A 15274-nucleotide genomic window follows, 5' to 3' on the forward strand; every position below is an offset into this window, starting at 1 on the left:
TCGCGGGCGCAACCGGTCGTGGCCGCGCAAGCTGGCGAAGTCCTGTCGGGCGAGTTCCTGTCAGTCGCGCGCGGCCTGACCGAGGTCAGCCGGCCGATTCTCCGGCGCTATTACCGCACCCGGGTCGATATCCTCGACAAGAGCGATGAAAGCCCGGTGACCCAGGCCGACCGCGAATGCGAATCGGCCCTGCGCGCCGCCATCGCCACGGCCTTTCCGGACCACGGCATCATCGGCGAGGAATTCGGGCCCGAGCGCGCCGATGCCGAATTCGTCTGGGTGCTCGACCCCCTGGACGGGACCCGCGCCTTCATCACCGGGCGGCCGATGTTCGGCACCCTCATCGCCCTGACCCGCGGCGGCAAGCCGGTGCTGGGGGTCATCGACATGCCGATCCTGGGCGACACCTGGCTGGGTGCCGTCGGCCATCCCACGACACTGAACGGCGAACCGGTGCGCCCGCGCGCCTGTGCCGCGCTGAAGGATGCCTATTTCTCCTGCGCGCTGCCGCTGATGTTCGCCGGCCCCTTCCGCCCCACCCTCGACGCCCTCACCGCGGCCACCAAATCGCAGACCTTCGGCGGCGATTGCTACCAGTACGGGGTGCTGGCCAGCGGCTTCCTCGACCTCGTGGTCGAGCGGCAATTGGGCCTCTATGATTTCCTCGCCCTGGTACCGATCCTCGATGGCGCCGGCGCCTATATCACCGACTGGCAGGGCAAGGCGCTCGACATCCGCTCCGGCGACCAGGTCGTGGCGGCCGGCGACCGGCGCGTGCTCGACCAGGCACTCGACCTCCTCAATCGCTAGCAGCGCCATCCAAAGACCGTGGGTCCCGGCGTCGCGCGGGGGATGACGGCTTTGGTGAGGGCCGCTATGCTCGCCGGCAGGACGCCGGCACGAGCGTCGCTTGACCGATCCAGGGAAGGGCCGTTGATGAAGCTTGTCGCCGCCGCGATTCTGAGCGCCGCCACGATCTCGATTCTCGCCAGCCTCGCTTCACCCGGCGCGCGTGCGCAATCCAGCGAAATCACCCACGCTTTGTCGCTCGGCGATGCGGTCAAATACCCGCCCGATTTCCGCCACCTCGATTACGTCAACCCGGACGCGCCCAAGGGCGGCACCGTGCGCTTCGCTGCCATCGGCAGCTTCGACAGCCTCAACCCCTTCATCGTGCGCGGCGAGGCGGCGTCGATGCCGGGCTTCTACGAATTGCTGACCGGCTCGGCCGATGACGACATCATGAGCGAATACGGCCTCATCGCCGAGACCATGGAAGTGGCGACAGACAATTCCTGGATCGTCTTCAACCTGCGCGCCGAGGCGCGCTGGCATGACGGCAAGCCGATCACCGCCGAGGACGTCGTCTTCTCCTTCAACATCCTGAAGGAGAAGGGACGGCCGCAATTCCGCTACTACTACGGCAATGTCGAGAAGGCGGAAGTGCTGGGCCCGCTCAAGGTCAGGTTCACCTTCAATACCAGTGACAACCGCGAATTGCCGGTGATCATGGGCCAGCTGCCGGTGCTGCCCAGGCACTACTGGGAAGGGCGCAATTTCGACGAGCCCTCGCTCGAGATCCCGGTGGGCAGCGGTCCCTACAAGGTGAAAAGCTTCGAGGCCGGCCGGTCGATCACCCTGGAACGCGACCCCGGATACTGGGGCAAGGACCTGCCGATCAATATCGGCAACGACAATTACGACATCGTGCGCATCGACTACTACCGCGATCCCAATGTCTCGCGCGAGGCGTTCAAGGCCGGCGCCTATGATTTCCGCGTCGAAAGCTCGGCCAAGGAATGGGCGACCGGCTATGAATCGCCGGCCCTGCGCGACGGCCGCTTCAAGATGGAGCTGATCGAGACCGACAACCCGCAGGGCATGCAGGGCTTCAGCATGAACCTGCGCCGGCCGCTGTTCCAGGATGCGCGCGTGCGCGAGGCGATGATTCTGGCCTTCGATTTCGAATGGTCCAACAAGACGCTGTTCTTCGACCAGTACACGCGCACGCGCAGCTTCTTCCAGAACTCGCCGATGGAGGCAAAGGGGCTGCCCTCGCCTGCGGAACTGGCGCTGCTGGAGCCCTGGCGCGGCCAGATTCCGGAGGAGGTCTTCACCACCGAATACCAGCCGCCGGTGAGCGACGGTTCCGGCACCAACCGCGACAACCTGTCCAGGGCCGCGCAATTGCTGGAGGCGGCCGGCTGGAAGCTGGAGGGCGCCAGGCGCATCAAGGACGGCCAGGCATTCGAGTTCGAGTTCCTGATCGATGCCGGCAATTCGCAATTCGAGCGCATCGTGCAGCCCTATCTGCGCAACCTCGATCGCCTCGGCATCAAGGGTAGCCTGCGAGCGGTCGATTCCTCGCAATACGAGAAGCGCGTCAGCGAGGATTTCGATTTCGACATGATCTCGTCGCTCTATCCGCAATCGCTCTCGCCCGGCAACGAGCAGCGCTATTACTGGAGCAGCGAGGCGGCGGATGCGCCCGGCAGCCAGAACTATATCGGCATCAGGAACCCGGCCATCGACGCGCTGATCGAGACGCTGATCATGGCGCCGACACGCGAGGAGCTGATCACCGCCAGCCGCGCCCTCGACCGCGTGCTGCAATGGAGCCATTTCGTCGTGCCCAACTGGCACATGCGCGGCGTGCGCATCGCCTATTGGGACAAGTTCGGCCGGCCGGAGAAGCTGCCGCAGCCGACCTATGGCATCGGCAATTCGGCCTGGTGGATCGATCCCGCGAAGGAAGCGGCCCTGAAGGCGAAGCTGGCTGAAGCCCCCGCTGCAACGGCCGCACCGGCGGAGCCTGTGGCAGCCGAACCCACAGCCGAGCCGGCAACTGAGCCGGCAGCCGAGCCGGCAGAGGCGCCAGCCGGGCGCGGTGCTTCGCCCATCACCTATGTGCTCTATGGCGCCGGCGCCCTCCTCCTGCTGCTGATCGTGCTGGGCGCCGTGCGGCGGAAGAAGCAGTGAACCGCGGCGGGTTGGAGCAGGCCTCGGCCTGCCCCCCACCCCACGCCACCCCCGCAGGAATGGCGGGCGGGGCCGGGGGTGACGCGCCACTGCACCGGGACCAGCCCGCATGATCGCCTATATCATCCGCCGCCTGCTGCTGATGATCCCGACCCTCCTCGGCATCATGGTGATCAATTTCATCGTCATCCAGGCGGCACCCGGCGGGCCGGTCGAGCAGACCATCGCCCAGCTGCGCGGCACCGCGCTCGACACCACGGCACGGGTCACCGGCGGCGGCCAGGAATTGATGGGCGGCGGGCAGAATGCCGCCCCGGGCGAGTCGCAATATCGCGGTGCCCGCGGCCTCGATCCCAAATTCATCAAGGAGATCGAGCGCATGTACGGCTTCGACAAGCCGATGCACGAGCGCTTCCTGATGATGATGAAAAGCTACCTCACCTTCGATTTCGGCAACTCCTTCTTCAAGGGCCGGCCGGTGGTCGATTTGATCGTCGAGAAGATGCCGGTGTCGATCTCGCTGGGCTTGTGGACGACGCTTCTCATCTACGGCATCTCGATTCCGCTCGGCATCGCCAAGGCCTCGCGCGACGGCACCCCCTTCGATTTCTGGACCAGCACCGCCATCATCGTCGGCAGCGCCATCCCCGGCTTCCTGTTCGCGATCCTGCTCATCGTGCTGTTCGCCGGCGGCACCTATTGGAACATCTTCCCGCTGCGCGGCCTCACCTCGGAAAACTGGGAAACGCTCTCGCTCTCGGGCAAGATCCTCGACTATCTCTGGCACATGGTGCTGCCGATCACCTCGCTGGTCATCGGCAGTTTTGCCGGCCTCACCATGCTGACCAAGAACTCGTTCCTCGACCAGATCAACCTGCAATACGTGACCACGGCGCGGGCCAAGGGCAATACCGAGCAGCGCGTGCTCTATGGCCATGTCTTCCGGAACGCCATGCTGATCGTCATCGCCGGCTTTCCCAGCGCCTTCATCGGCATCCTCTTCACCGGCGCGCTGCTGACCGAGATCATCTTCTCGCTGGACGGGCTCGGCCTGCTCGGCTGGGAGGCGGCGATCGGGCGCGACTACCCGGTCATGTTCGCCACCCTCTACATCTTCACCCTGCTGGGCCTGGTCCTCAAGCTGGTCGGCGACATCACCTATATGCTGGTCGATCCCCGCATCGATTTCGAGGCGCGGGCGATATGACGATCGCATCGCCCAGGCCGCGCATCCTCGGTCTCGGGGTCTCGCCCGTCACCCATCGGCGCTGGCTGGGCTTCCTCGCCAACCGGCGCGGCTTCTGGTCGCTCATGCTGTTCCTGGCCCTCTTCGCGCTCAGCCTGCCGGCCGAGTTCATCGCCAACGACAAGCCGATTGCGGTCGCTTATCGGGACGAGATCTACTGGCCGGTCTTCCGCGAATATGGCGACGAGACCTTCGGCGGCATTCCCGGCCTGCGCGCCGATTTCACTCAACCCGACATGCAGCAGCGCGTCGCGGAAAGCGGCGGCTGGATGATCTGGCCGCCGATTCCCTATGCCTACAACACGGTGGTGCTGAACCTGCCCGGTCCGGCGCCGACGCCGCCCGACGCAATCAACTGGCTGGGTACCGACGACCAGGCGCGCGACGTCATGGCGCGCGTCATCTACGGCTTCCGCATCTCGGTCCTGTTCGGCCTGGCGCTGACCATCGTCTCGACCGTCGTCGGCGTGCTGGCCGGTGCGGTGCAGGGCTATTTCGGCGGCTGGGTCGATCTGCTGGCGCAGCGCTTCCTGGAAATCTGGGAGAGCCTGCCCGCCCTCTACATCCTCATCATCGTCGCCGCGGTGATCGTGCCCGGCTTCTGGACGCTGCTCATCCTGCTGCTGATCTTTTCCTGGACCTGGCCGATATCGGTGGTGCGGGCCGAGTTCCTGCGCGCGCGCAACCTCGAATATGTCCGCGCCGCCAAGGCGCTGGGCCTCGGCGACTGGCGCATCATGATCCGCCACATGCTGCCCAATGCCATGGTGGCGACGCTGACCTTCCTGCCCTTCACGCTGTCGGGCTCGGTGACGGCACTGACCTCGCTCGACTTTCTCGGCTTCGGCCTGCCGCCGGGCTCGCCTTCGCTGGGCGAATTGCTGAAACAGGGCAAGGACAATCTGCAGGCGCCCTGGCTCGGCCTCACCGGCTTCTTCGTCATCGGGCTGATGCTGACGCTCCTCATCTTCATCGGCGAGGCGGTGCGCGATGCCTTCGATCCGCGCAAGGGACACCATTCATGAGCGCCCTGCTCTCGCTCGACAGCCTTTCCGTCGCCTTCGACGGCCACAAGGTGGTCGAGGACGTCTCGTTCGAGATCGCGCGCGGCGAGACCCTGGCCCTGGTCGGCGAATCCGGCTCCGGCAAATCGGTGACGGCACTTTCCATCCTGCGCCTGCTGCCCTATCCGGTGGCGAGCCACCCGTCCGGGCAAATCCGCTTTGACGGCGAGGAGGATCTGATGCGGGCGTCGCCCGACCGGTTGCGGCAGATCCGCGGCGACCGCATCGCCATGATCTTCCAGGAGCCGACCCTGTCGCTCAACCCGCTGCACCGCATCGAGCGGCAGATCGTCGAGGCCATCCAGCTGCATCGCAAGGTCGATGCGGCGGCGGCGCGGGCACGGGCGCAGGAGCTGCTGGAACTGGTCCGCATCGACGATGCCGAGCAGAAGATGAAGGCCTTCCCGCACGAACTATCCGGCGGCCAGCGCCAGCGCGTGATGATCGCCATGGCGCTCGCCAACGAGCCCGACCTCCTCATCGCCGACGAACCCACCACGGCGCTCGACGTCACCATCCAGGCGCAGATCCTGAACCTGCTCCAGGAATTGCAGCGGCGCCTCGGCATGGCGATCCTGCTCATCACCCATGATCTCGGCATCGTGCGCAAATTCGCCGATCGCGTCGTCGTCATGCGCCAGGGACGCATCGTCGAGAGCGGGGCGACGGCCGCCCTCTTCGCGGCACCGCGGGACGAATATACCCGCCATCTGCTGGCGGCCGAGCCAAAGGGTGTCGCCGAGCCCCTGCCCGCCGACAGCGCCGGGATCCTGCGCACGGAAAAGCTTTCGGTCCGCTTCCCGATCAAGCGCGGCCTGTTCCGCCGCGTCGTCGGCCATGTCCCGGCCCTGAGCGACGTGACGCTCGATCTGAAGGCCGGCGAAACGCTGGGCATCGTCGGCGAATCAGGTTCCGGCAAGACCACGCTCGGCCTCGCCATCCTGCGCCTGATCGACAGCGCGGGCGGCATCGATTTCGAGGGACAGGCGATCGACGGCCTCGACCGAGCCGGCATGCGGCCGCTCAGGCGCCAGATGCAGATCGTCTTCCAGGACCCGTTCGGCTCGCTCAGCCCCCGCCTTTCGGTAGGCGAGATCATCAGCGAGGGCCTCGACGTGCACGGCCTCGGCCGCGACGCCGACGCGCGCGAGCAGATGGTGGTGGATGTTCTCAACGAGGTCGGCCTCGATCCGCTGACGCGGCATCGCTATCCGCACGAATTTTCCGGCGGCCAGCGCCAGCGCATCGCCATCGCCCGCGCCCTCATCCTGAAGCCGAAACTGATCGTGCTCGACGAGCCGACTTCGGCCCTCGACATGTCGGTGCAGGCGCAGATCGTCGACTTGCTGCGCGCCTTGCAGCATCGCCACCGCCTCGGCTATCTCTTCATCTCGCATGATCTCAGGGTGGTTCGCGCCATGTCGCATCGGGTGATCGTCCTCAGGGGCGGCAAGGTAGTGGAAGCAGGCCCGGCCGAGGCGATCTTCGAGCGGCCGCAGGCGCCCTATACCCAGGCCCTGCTAGCGGCCGCGATCCGCCACGAGGTGAGCGATGCGGGCGCGGTGAAACAATGACCCCGCCGCCGACACCCCTGCTCTTTGCCGGCGCCGAGGAATACAACGCAATCTGGGCCCGGGCGGCAGCGGCCGTGCCGGAGATCGACTTGGTCTTCCATCGCCCCGGAATCGACGTCACCCCGTTCGAATACCTGATGATGTGGCGCCCGGTGCCGGGCCTTATTGCCGCCATGCCGCGCTTGAAGGCGCTGTTCAGCTTCGGTGCCGGGATCGAGCGACTGCTGGCGCATCCCGAGATCCCGGCCGACCTTCCCATCGTGCGCATGGTGGAGCCGGGGCTGACCGAGGGCATGGCGCAGTATGTGCTGTGGCAGGTGCTGCGCCACCATCGCCGCATCTGGGAACTGGAAGCGGCCGAGGCGGAGGCGCGCTGGGCGCCGCATCTCTATCCCCCCGCCTGGGAGCGCAAGGTCGGCATCCTCGGCCTCGGCCATCTGGGTGCGGCGTCGGCAGGGCTGCTGGCCCTGATGGGGTTTCCGCTCCGCGGCTGGTCGCGCAGCCGCAAAGAAGTTCCCGGCGTCGAGAGCTTCGCCGGGGGCGCGGAACTGCCGGCCTTCCTTTCCGGGCTCGACATCCTCGTCTGCCTGCTGCCGCTGACCGCGGAAACCAGGGGCATCCTCAACCGCGATCTCTTCGCGCAATTGGCCCCCGGCGCCTGCCTCGTCAATGCCGGGCGCGGCGGACATCTGGTCGAGGCGGATCTGATCCCGGCGCTCGATTCGGGACAGCTGGCGGCGGCCAGCCTCGACGTCTTCGCCACCGAGCCGCTTCCCGCCGACCATCCCTTCTGGGCGCATCCGCGCATCACCATGACGCCGCACAATGCCAGCGATACCGACCCGGTGACCGGCCTCAGGGAAGTCGCCCGCCAGATCAAGGCCCATCGCCGCGGTGAGCCGCTGCGCCATGTCGCGGAACGGGCGCGGGGCTATTGAGCGGCGGCGGCGCGCAACTTTCCGGCAGGTTTTTTTGCGACCCTCCACCGCCGGTGTGAAGTGATGCCGGCTTGGTAATATCTTCTTAGGCATTTCGGAAAATAATCCCTTCCACCGGGCCCGGCCCACCGATTTCCGGCGGGACGCCGGACGTCGATCAGAAACACATCCTGCCAATTCCCAAGGATCTCGGATGATGCAAACGCTTCTTGGGCGCTTTTCAGTCAGCGGCCGCATCGGCCTCGGCTTCGGCGCCGTGCTTGTCGTCCTCGTCGCCTTCATCGCCTTCGCTTTTCTTGCCCTGCAGGAAATCCGCGCCAGCATCGACGAATTCGCGCGCATCTCGACCAATACGCTGACGGTGCAGCGGATCGACCGCAACGTGGTCGACCTGCGCCGCAACGTCCTCGCCCTCATCCGCGAAAACCGGGCCGAGGCGGCGGATGCCGCCCGCAGCCTCATCGCCGATCTCAAGGAGGTCATCCAGCAGCGCGTCGCCAACACCAAATCGGCCGAACGCAAGGCCATGCTCGAGGAGATGGCCGCTCTGGTCGCGCAATACGGCGATGCCTTCGAGCAGGTGGCGGCTGCCAAGGCGGCGCGCGACACGATCGAGAACGAGCAATTGGCGCCCTTCGGCCAGCAGGCGACCAAGATCGTGGCGGCGGTCATGGGCGATGCCATGGCCAACAACGATTTCCGCGGTGCGGCCTATGCCGGCGTCGCCATGGAGAAGCTGCTGCTCGCCCGCATCGGCGCCGCCCGCTATGTCACCACTGGCGATCCCAAGATGATCGACATGGCAAAGAGCAGCCTGACCGCGCTGAAGCTCGAGGTGAAGACGCTGCAGGAAAAGCTGTTCTCCCCCGGACATCGCAACCAGATCAACCGCGCCGCCAAGGTGATGGAGGATTACGGCGCCGCCCTGCTGGCGCTGGCCGAGAAGGCGGGCGAGATGAACATGCTGACGGATGAACGGCTGACGCCGCTGGCCGAGCGCTTTGCCGAGATCTCGCTGGCGACCCTGCAATCGCAGACGCAATCGCTGGAAGAGGTCCAGGGCGACCTTGCGCAGGTGATCGCCACAACCACCGCGGTGCTGCTGGGCGTGGCGCTGGGCGCCGTGCTGCTGGGCGGCACCATCGCCTGGGCGATCGGGCGCAGCATCAGCCAGCCGGTGCGCCGCATGTCAGCGACGATGACCGAGCTGGCCAGGGGCAATCTGGAGGTCGAGATCCCGGCCCGGGACAATCGCGACGAGATCGGCGACATGGCGCGCAATGTAATGGTTTTCAAGGACGCCCTCGTCACCCAGCGCGCGGCCGATGCGGCGGCACGGACCGATGCCGAGGCCAAGCTGAAGCGCGCCCAGGCGCTCGACGGCCTCATCAGCGCCTTCGAGGGTCGGGTCGGCGATCTGGTCCGGCGCCTCGACGGCGCGGCCGGCGACTTGAAGCGCTCGGCCGAGACCATGAGCGCGACCGCCGAGCAGACCAACCGGCAATCCAATGCCGTCGCAGGTGCCGCGGAAGCCGCCACCGCCAATGTGCAGACCGTCGCCGCCGCGACCGAGGAACTGACCAGCTCGATCAGCGAGATCGGCCGCCAGGTCAACCAATCCACCACCATCGCCCAGCGCGCCGTCGAGCAGGCGACCAGGACCAATGCCCAGGTCCAGGGCCTCGCCAATTCGGCGCGTGCCATCGGCGATGTGGTCAGCCTGATCACCGAGATCGCCTCGCAGACCAATCTCCTCGCCCTCAATGCGACGATCGAGGCGGCGCGCGCCGGCGAAGCCGGCAAGGGCTTTGCCGTGGTCGCCTCGGAGGTGAAGAACCTCGCCGGCCAGACCGGCAAGGCGACCGAGGAGATCGGCGCCAAGGTGGCCGAGATCCAGGCCGCGACCGATCAATCCGTGGCGGCGATCCACGAGATCGCCAAGGTGATCGAGGAGATCAGCCAGATCTCCACCACCATCGCCGCCGCGGTCGAGGAGCAATCGGCGGCGACCGCCGAGATCGCCCGCAACGTGGAGCAGGCCAGCGAGGGCACCGGCCAGGTCACCGGCAATATCGCCAGCGTCACCCAGGCCGCCGACGAGACCGGCCGCGCAGCCGGCGAGGTGCTGGGTGCGGCCACCGAGCTCGGCCAGCAATCCACCACCCTCAACAGCGAGGTTTCCCGCTTCATCGCCGAGGTGCGCGCGATTTAGCGACCGCGCCACCTGGCCAAGTTCAATGATCCCCGGTCAGCAGGTTGCCGGTCTCGTCGGCCGGGTTGCTGAAGGCCGCAAATTCATCCAGCCCGCGCACCTGGTCGAAATGGCCGAGGGCCCAGCGCACCGAGGGGAAGGCAAGCTCGTCCCACGGAATCTCGGCCCAGTCGAAGAGGCCGACGGCGAGGCTCTCCGGCCCGGCGGAGATCGCGGGGTCGATCAGGCGCGCGCGATAGATCAGCTGCACCTGCGAGAGGCGCGGGATGGTATAGGCGCCGAGCAGCCGGTCGATGGCAATCTTCGCCCGCGCCTCCTCCCAGGCCTCGCGCATGGCGCCGGCCTCGGCGGTCTCACCCAGTTCCATATAGCCTGCGGGCAGGGTCCAGAATCCGGCACGCGGGTTGATGGCGCGGCGGCAGAGCAGGATGCGGGCACCCAAGGTCACCACCGCCCCCACCACCACCTTGGGGTTCTCATAGGCGATGAAGCCGCAATCGCTGCACACCTGGCGCTGGCGGTTGTCGCCTTCGGGGATGCGGCTTTCGAAACTGGGGGCTTTCGTCTGCGTTTCCGGCATGGCTCAACTGTGGCCCAAGGCGGATGACGCTGCAAGCGCCGGCCCCTATGGTGCGGCACCATGGATGAGGGGAAGACGGCACCACCGGCGCAGGCAACCTGGCGCCACGATTTCGGCTCGGCAGCGGGAGCGCGGGCGGCGGGAATGCGCGCGGCTTGCGGCACGCCGGCGCTGGTGCTGGGGGCGAGCTATGTCGGTTTCGGCGCCTTCGTGCACCAGGCCGGATTCGACCTCTGGCAGGGGCTGGGCTCGACCACCTTGGGCTGGGCGCTGCCCGGCCAGATCGCGCTGGTCGAGATCTTCGCCATCGGCGGCTCGCTGCTCGCCGCCGCCATCGCCGTCGGCCTGGCCAATGCGCGCCTGCTGCCCATGGTACTCACCCTGATGCCGATCCTGCGCCAGGGCGATGCGGCGACCAGGCCGCGCCTTGCCCATTATCTCAGCGCGCATTTCATCGCGCTCACCGGCTGGGCCAATGCCATGCAGCGTTGCCCGGAGATGGTGCCGGCGCAGCGCCTGCCTTATTTCCTCGGCTTTACCACGGTGATCTGGCTTTCGACCGTGCTGGCGACGGCACTCGGCTTCCATCTGGTGGGCGTCCTGCCTGCCCCGGTGACGCTGGGTCTCGTCTTCCTCAATCCGCTCTATTTCATGCTGCTGTTCGTGGCCGATCTGGCGCGGAAGGAACGCGGTATCGCCCTCGTGCTCGGCGCCGTACTGGGACCGCTGCTGCATATGGTCAGCCCGGATTGGGGCCTGCTGATGACCGGCCTCATCGGCGGGAGCATCGCCTTCCTGATCGTCGAACGGGGGCGCCACTGATGCCGGGCGCCTGGATCTTCGTGCTGGTGGGAGCCATCGTCACCTATGCCTGGCGCGGGGCGGGCGTCGCCCTCTCCGGCCGGATCGATCCGAATTCCCGCGCCATGCGCTGGGTCACCGCAATCGCCTATGCGCTCCTCGCCGGCCTCATCGCCCGCCTGATCGTGGCACCGCAGGGTGCCCTGGCCGAAACACCGCTCTGGCTCCGCTTCATGGCCGCCGCCCTTTCGATCGGCATCTATCTTCTCTGCCGCCGCTCGATCACCGCCGGCGTCGCGGCGGGTGCGGGATTGATGGTCGTGGTGTCGGCACTGGGGATGGATTGAGGCCGCTATTTCGCCAGCGCCTTCACACCCGGCAGTTCCTTGCCTTCCAGCCATTCCAGAAAGGCGCCGCCCGCCGTGGAGACATAGGAGAAATCGGCTTCCGCGCCGGCATGGGCGAGGGCCGCCACCGTGTCGCCGCCGCCCGCCACCGAGAGCAGCTTCTTCGCCTTGGAGAGCAAGGCTGCCTGCTGGGCGACCGCATTGGTGCCCTGGTCGAAGGGCGGCACCTCGAAGGCGCCCAGCGGCCCGTTCCAGACCAGCGTCTTCGCATTCGCAAGGTGCTGGTTGACCAGCGCCACCGATTTTGGCCCCACGTCCAGGATCATCTTGTCGCCCGGCACGTTGCGCACGTCGACCGTTGCGCTCGCCGCACCTGCCTTGAACTCGGCCGCCACCACGGCATCGATGGGCAGCACGATCTCGCAGCCGGCCGCCTTGGCCTTGCCGAGGATCTCGCGCGCGGTCGCGGCGAGGTCGCGCTCGGCCAGCGATTTCCCGATTTCGATTCCCTGCGCGAAGAGGAAGGTATTGGCCATGCCGCCGCCGATCACCAGCGCATCCACCTTGGCGACCAAATTGCCGAGGAGGTCGAGCTTGGTCGAGACCTTGGCGCCGCCCACCAGCGCCATCACCGGCCGCTCCGGCTTTTCCAGCGCGGCGGCGAGGTGATCCAGCTCCGCCTGCATCAGCCGACCGGCCACGGCCGGCATCAGATGCGCGATACCTTCGGTCGAGGCATGGGCCCGGTGCGCGCAGGAGAAGGCATCGTTGACATAGAGATCGCCGAGCTTCGCCAGCGAGGCGGCGAAGGCCGTGTCGTTCGCTTCCTCGGCATCGTGATAGCGCAGGTTCTCGAGCAGCAGCACCTCGCCATCCTGGAGTGCCGCCGCCGCCGCTTCCGCTGCCGGCCCGACGCAATCCTCGGCGAAGGCGATGTTGCACCCCAGGGCCTGCGCGAGCGGCGCGACCAGCGGCCGGAGCGACATCTCGGCCACGCGCTTTCCCTTCGGCCGCCCGAAATGCGAGAGGATGATGACCTTGGCACCCTTGGCAGCGAGCTCCTTCAGTGTCGTGGCCGAGCGCTCGATGCGGGTGGCGTCCGTCACCTTGCCGTCCTGCATCGGCACGTTGAGGTCGCAGCGCACCAGGGCGCGCTTGCCGGCGAGGGAGACATCGTCAAGGGTGCGGAAATCGGGCATTGGTTAAACGTCCTTCTCGGCTTCTGGCCCCGAAGCGGGTCCGGGGGCGGCTTTCGCGGGCTTGGGTGCCATATCGGGGCGGCGATGGCAAGGCGGGGCAAGATCGCTTAGGATTCACCGGGCAATCCTCGAGTCGCAGCGAAGAAATGCCGTCCGCATGCCGGTAACCTACCGATCCGCTCTCATCACCGGCGCCTCCTCCGGGATCGGCGCCGCCTTCGCCCGGGCGCTGCCGCGGGCCACCGCCCTGCTGCTGACCGGGCGCGACCGCGAGCGCTTGAATGCGCTGGCCCAGGAACTCGGCCTCAACGGCCGCCAGGTGCGCACCGTGATCGCCGATCTCGCCACCGCCGAGGGGCGCCAGGCAGTGGTGGGCGCGGCCGAGATCGCGCGCATCGATTTGCTCATCAACAATGCCGGCGTGGGCCGCCTCGGCCGTGTCATCGACAACCCGGAGCCGCGCGAGGCCGAGATGGTGCAGGTCAATGTGGCGGCACCGGTCGAGCTCATCCGCGGCCTGTTGCCCGACATGCTGCGCTGGGCGCGAGAGTCGAACGCCCGCTGCGGCATCATCAATGTGGCGAGTGCCGCCGCCTTCGCGCCGATGCCGACCTTCGCCACCTATGCCGCCAGCAAGACCTTCCTGCTCAACTACACCGAGGCGCTGGCCGAGGAGATGTCGGCGGAGCCGGTCGACATCCTGGCGCTCTGCCCCGGCGCCACCGAGACGCGCTTCTTCGAGCGCGCCGGGGCCAGCTTTGGATCCCTCGGCCGGCCGGCCATGACCGTGATGCACGACGCGGCGCGGGTCGCCGCCGAGGGCCTGCGCGAGCTCGGCCATGCCCGCGTGCATGTGGTCGGGCCGACCAACTATCTGGCGTCGCTCGCCATGCGCCTGCTGCCGCGCCGCTTCGTTACCGCGGCGGCGGAGACCACGCTGCAGAAATGGAAGTAAGGCGATGCTGATGCGGCAGCTGGCCTATCTGGCGGCGCTGGCGCGGGAGCGGCATTTCGCCCGCGCGGCCGCGGCCTGCAACATCACGCAGCCCGCCCTCTCAACCGCCATCAAGCAGCTGGAGGAGGAATTGGGCGTGCCCCTGGTCGAGCGCGACAAGCGCTTCAAGGGCTTCACGCCGGAGGGTCAGGAGGTGCTGCTCTGGGCGCGGCGCATCCTCTCCGATTTCGATTCCCTCAAACAGGGCATCCAGAATGCCAAGCGCGGCCTGACCGGCAATCTGCGCCTCGGCGTGATTCCCTCCGCTTTGCCGCTGGTGCCGCATGTGACCGACCCCTTCAATGACCGGCATCCGCAGGTGAAGGTGACGGTTTGGTCGACCAGCTCGATCGAGATCCAGCAGGGGCTCGATCATTTCGAGCTCGAGGCCGGCATCACCTATCTCGACAACGAGCCCCTGAAGGGCGTACTGCAGCGCCCGCTCTATACCGAGCGCTATGTCCTGCTCACTTCCGAGACGGGACCCCTCGCCGGGGCGACGAAGGCGACCTGGCGCGAGGCGGCGGATCTGCCGCTCTGCCTGCTGACCCCCAACATGCAGAACCGGCGCATCATCGACGGCGTCTTCAAATCGCTGGATTGCGCGCCGCGGCCGCAGCTCGAGACCAATTCGGTGATCAATCTCTGCGCCCATGTGCGCTCGGGGCGGCTGTCTTCGATCGTGCCGAAATCCTTGATCCAGGTGCTCGGCATGCCGGCGGGCGCCGTCGCCCTCGACCTGGTCGCGCCCGAGGTGAGCCGCCAGGTTGGGCTGGTGGTGCCGGACCGCGAGCCGCTGCCCCCCATCAGCCTCGCCATCTTCTCGATGCAATTCCCGGGCTTCCACGAGAGCCAGTAGCCCGGTCCCGATGCTCCCCGGCCCCAGCGCCCCCGGCCCCAGTGCCCCCGGCCCCGGTGCCCGGCAATTGCGGCCTTCTGCCGCAAGCGGCGATTCTCCTTGCATCCGGCTGCAATATTGCAGATATATGCAGGTATGCAGATGGACGCCATGCTGGAGACCGCGACCGAGGTCAGCGAGCTGATGAAATCGCTCGGCAACCCGAAGCGGCTGCTGATCCTCTGCCAATTGGTCGAGGGCGAGAAATCGGTCTCGGAACTGGCCCGGCTCACGGCGATGAAGGAGCCGGCCGTTTCGCAGCAGCTGGCGCTGTTGCGCAAGGACGGCATCGTCGCGCCGCGGCGCGACGGGCAGAACGTGCTTTATGACCTGGTGCGGAAGGATGTCCGCCAGCTGATCGAGTTTCTCTACGCCACCTATTGCCAGCCGTCCTGCGACACCGCGTGAACGGACAAGTGAGCGGATGGACGGCCGGTACCGG

14 protein-coding genes are annotated in these 15274 nt (G+C 67.1%); 12 read left to right on the plus strand and 2 right to left on the minus strand.

Annotation, left to right across the window (positions count from 1 at the left end):
- The first annotated feature begins 18 nt into the window (after nucleotides 1–18).
- The 7 genes from A8950_RS01380 (at nucleotide 19) to A8950_RS01410 (ending at nucleotide 10013) form a co-directional block, all read left to right on the plus strand.
- Nucleotides 19–810: an inositol monophosphatase family protein gene (locus A8950_RS01380; protein ID WP_243735494.1), complete on the plus strand. Its 792-nt coding sequence runs from the start codon at nucleotides 19–21 to the stop codon at nucleotides 808–810.
- Between the two features lie 126 nt (nucleotides 811–936).
- On the plus strand, nucleotides 937–2979 hold the full coding sequence (locus A8950_RS01385) for an extracellular solute-binding protein (RefSeq protein ID WP_133611711.1): 2043 nt from the start codon (nucleotides 937–939) through the stop codon (nucleotides 2977–2979).
- Between the two features lie 109 nt (nucleotides 2980–3088).
- A complete protein-coding gene (locus tag A8950_RS01390) occupies nucleotides 3089–4186 on the plus strand; it encodes a microcin C ABC transporter permease YejB (RefSeq protein ID WP_133611712.1) in 1098 nt (365 codons plus the stop codon).
- Entirely contained in the window at nucleotides 4183–5250 is a 1068-nt protein-coding gene (locus tag A8950_RS01395) for an ABC transporter permease (protein ID WP_133611714.1), read from the plus strand. Before A8950_RS01390 ends, A8950_RS01395 begins: the two co-directional genes overlap by 4 nt.
- The gene (locus A8950_RS01400) at nucleotides 5247–6863 is read left to right on the plus strand and encodes an ABC transporter ATP-binding protein (RefSeq protein WP_133611715.1); all 1617 of its coding nucleotides are present in this window, start codon (nucleotides 5247–5249) and stop codon (nucleotides 6861–6863) included. Before A8950_RS01395 ends, A8950_RS01400 begins: the two co-directional genes overlap by 4 nt.
- The gene (locus A8950_RS01405; protein ID WP_133611717.1) at nucleotides 6860–7801 is read left to right on the plus strand and encodes a 2-hydroxyacid dehydrogenase; all 942 of its coding nucleotides are present in this window, start codon (nucleotides 6860–6862) and stop codon (nucleotides 7799–7801) included. Before A8950_RS01400 ends, A8950_RS01405 begins: the two co-directional genes overlap by 4 nt.
- A gap of 193 nt (nucleotides 7802–7994) precedes the next feature.
- A complete protein-coding gene (locus tag A8950_RS01410; RefSeq protein WP_133611718.1) occupies nucleotides 7995–10013 on the plus strand; it encodes a methyl-accepting chemotaxis protein in 2019 nt (672 codons plus the stop codon).
- A gap of 22 nt (nucleotides 10014–10035) precedes the next feature.
- Here A8950_RS01410 and A8950_RS01415 read toward each other — a convergent pair whose 3' ends face one another.
- Nucleotides 10036–10593 (minus strand): NUDIX hydrolase, encoded by a 558-nt coding sequence (locus A8950_RS01415; protein WP_133611720.1) that lies wholly within the window; start codon nucleotides 10591–10593, stop codon nucleotides 10036–10038.
- Between the two features lie 60 nt (nucleotides 10594–10653).
- Here A8950_RS01415 and A8950_RS01420 point away from each other — a divergent pair, with 60 nt between their 5' ends.
- A complete protein-coding gene (locus A8950_RS01420; protein ID WP_133611721.1) occupies nucleotides 10654–11415 on the plus strand; it encodes an AzlC family ABC transporter permease in 762 nt (253 codons plus the stop codon).
- Entirely contained in the window at nucleotides 11415–11741 is a 327-nt protein-coding gene (locus A8950_RS01425) for an AzlD domain-containing protein (RefSeq protein WP_133611722.1), read from the plus strand. Before A8950_RS01420 ends, A8950_RS01425 begins: the two co-directional genes overlap by 1 nt.
- A 5-nt stretch (nucleotides 11742–11746) precedes the next feature.
- On the opposite strand, the gene A8950_RS01430 is transcribed toward A8950_RS01425, so the two are convergent.
- A complete protein-coding gene (locus A8950_RS01430; protein ID WP_133611723.1) occupies nucleotides 11747–12940 on the minus strand; it encodes a phosphoglycerate kinase in 1194 nt (397 codons plus the stop codon).
- Nucleotides 12941–13097: 157 nt separating this feature from the next.
- On the opposite strand from A8950_RS01430, the gene A8950_RS01435 reads away from it, so the two are divergent.
- The 3 genes from A8950_RS01435 to A8950_RS01445 all read left to right on the plus strand — a co-directional run bounded on the left by A8950_RS01435 (nucleotide 13098) and on the right by A8950_RS01445 (nucleotide 15240).
- Nucleotides 13098–13895, plus strand: coding sequence for an SDR family NAD(P)-dependent oxidoreductase (locus tag A8950_RS01435; protein WP_133611724.1), 798 nt, complete (start codon nucleotides 13098–13100; stop codon nucleotides 13893–13895).
- Between the two features lie 4 nt (nucleotides 13896–13899).
- The gene (locus A8950_RS01440; protein WP_133611725.1) at nucleotides 13900–14793 is read left to right on the plus strand and encodes a LysR family transcriptional regulator; all 894 of its coding nucleotides are present in this window, start codon (nucleotides 13900–13902) and stop codon (nucleotides 14791–14793) included.
- A gap of 141 nt (nucleotides 14794–14934) precedes the next feature.
- Nucleotides 14935–15240: an ArsR/SmtB family transcription factor gene (locus tag A8950_RS01445; protein ID WP_243735495.1), complete on the plus strand. Its 306-nt coding sequence runs from the start codon at nucleotides 14935–14937 to the stop codon at nucleotides 15238–15240.
- Nucleotides 15241–15274: the final 34 nt, after the last annotated feature.

Source organism: Dongia mobilis (genome assembly GCF_004363235.1).
GTDB lineage: Bacteria > Pseudomonadota > Alphaproteobacteria > Dongiales > Dongiaceae > Dongia > Dongia mobilis.

Coding starts and splice junctions, on each gene's coding strand:
- A8950_RS01390 (WP_133611712.1), top strand. CDS start 3,089: ATGATCGCCTATATCATCCGCCGCCTGCTGCTGATGATCCCGACCCTC.
- A8950_RS01415 (WP_133611720.1), bottom strand. CDS start 10,593: ATGCCGGAAACGCAGACGAAAGCCCCCAGTTTCGAAAGCCGCATCCCC.
- A8950_RS01440 (WP_133611725.1), top strand. CDS start 13,900: ATGCTGATGCGGCAGCTGGCCTATCTGGCGGCGCTGGCGCGGGAGCGG.
- A8950_RS01385 (WP_133611711.1), top strand. CDS start 937: ATGAAGCTTGTCGCCGCCGCGATTCTGAGCGCCGCCACGATCTCGATT.
- A8950_RS01410 (WP_133611718.1), top strand. CDS start 7,995: ATGATGCAAACGCTTCTTGGGCGCTTTTCAGTCAGCGGCCGCATCGGC.
- A8950_RS01405 (WP_133611717.1), top strand. CDS start 6,860: ATGACCCCGCCGCCGACACCCCTGCTCTTTGCCGGCGCCGAGGAATAC.
- A8950_RS01445 (WP_243735495.1), top strand. CDS start 14,935: ATGGACGCCATGCTGGAGACCGCGACCGAGGTCAGCGAGCTGATGAAA.
- A8950_RS01425 (WP_133611722.1), top strand. CDS start 11,415: ATGCCGGGCGCCTGGATCTTCGTGCTGGTGGGAGCCATCGTCACCTAT.
- A8950_RS01395 (WP_133611714.1), top strand. CDS start 4,183: ATGACGATCGCATCGCCCAGGCCGCGCATCCTCGGTCTCGGGGTCTCG.
- A8950_RS01400 (WP_133611715.1), top strand. CDS start 5,247: ATGAGCGCCCTGCTCTCGCTCGACAGCCTTTCCGTCGCCTTCGACGGC.
- A8950_RS01420 (WP_133611721.1), top strand. CDS start 10,654: ATGGATGAGGGGAAGACGGCACCACCGGCGCAGGCAACCTGGCGCCAC.
- A8950_RS01430 (WP_133611723.1), bottom strand. CDS start 12,940: ATGCCCGATTTCCGCACCCTTGACGATGTCTCCCTCGCCGGCAAGCGC.
- A8950_RS01435 (WP_133611724.1), top strand. CDS start 13,098: ATGCCGGTAACCTACCGATCCGCTCTCATCACCGGCGCCTCCTCCGGG.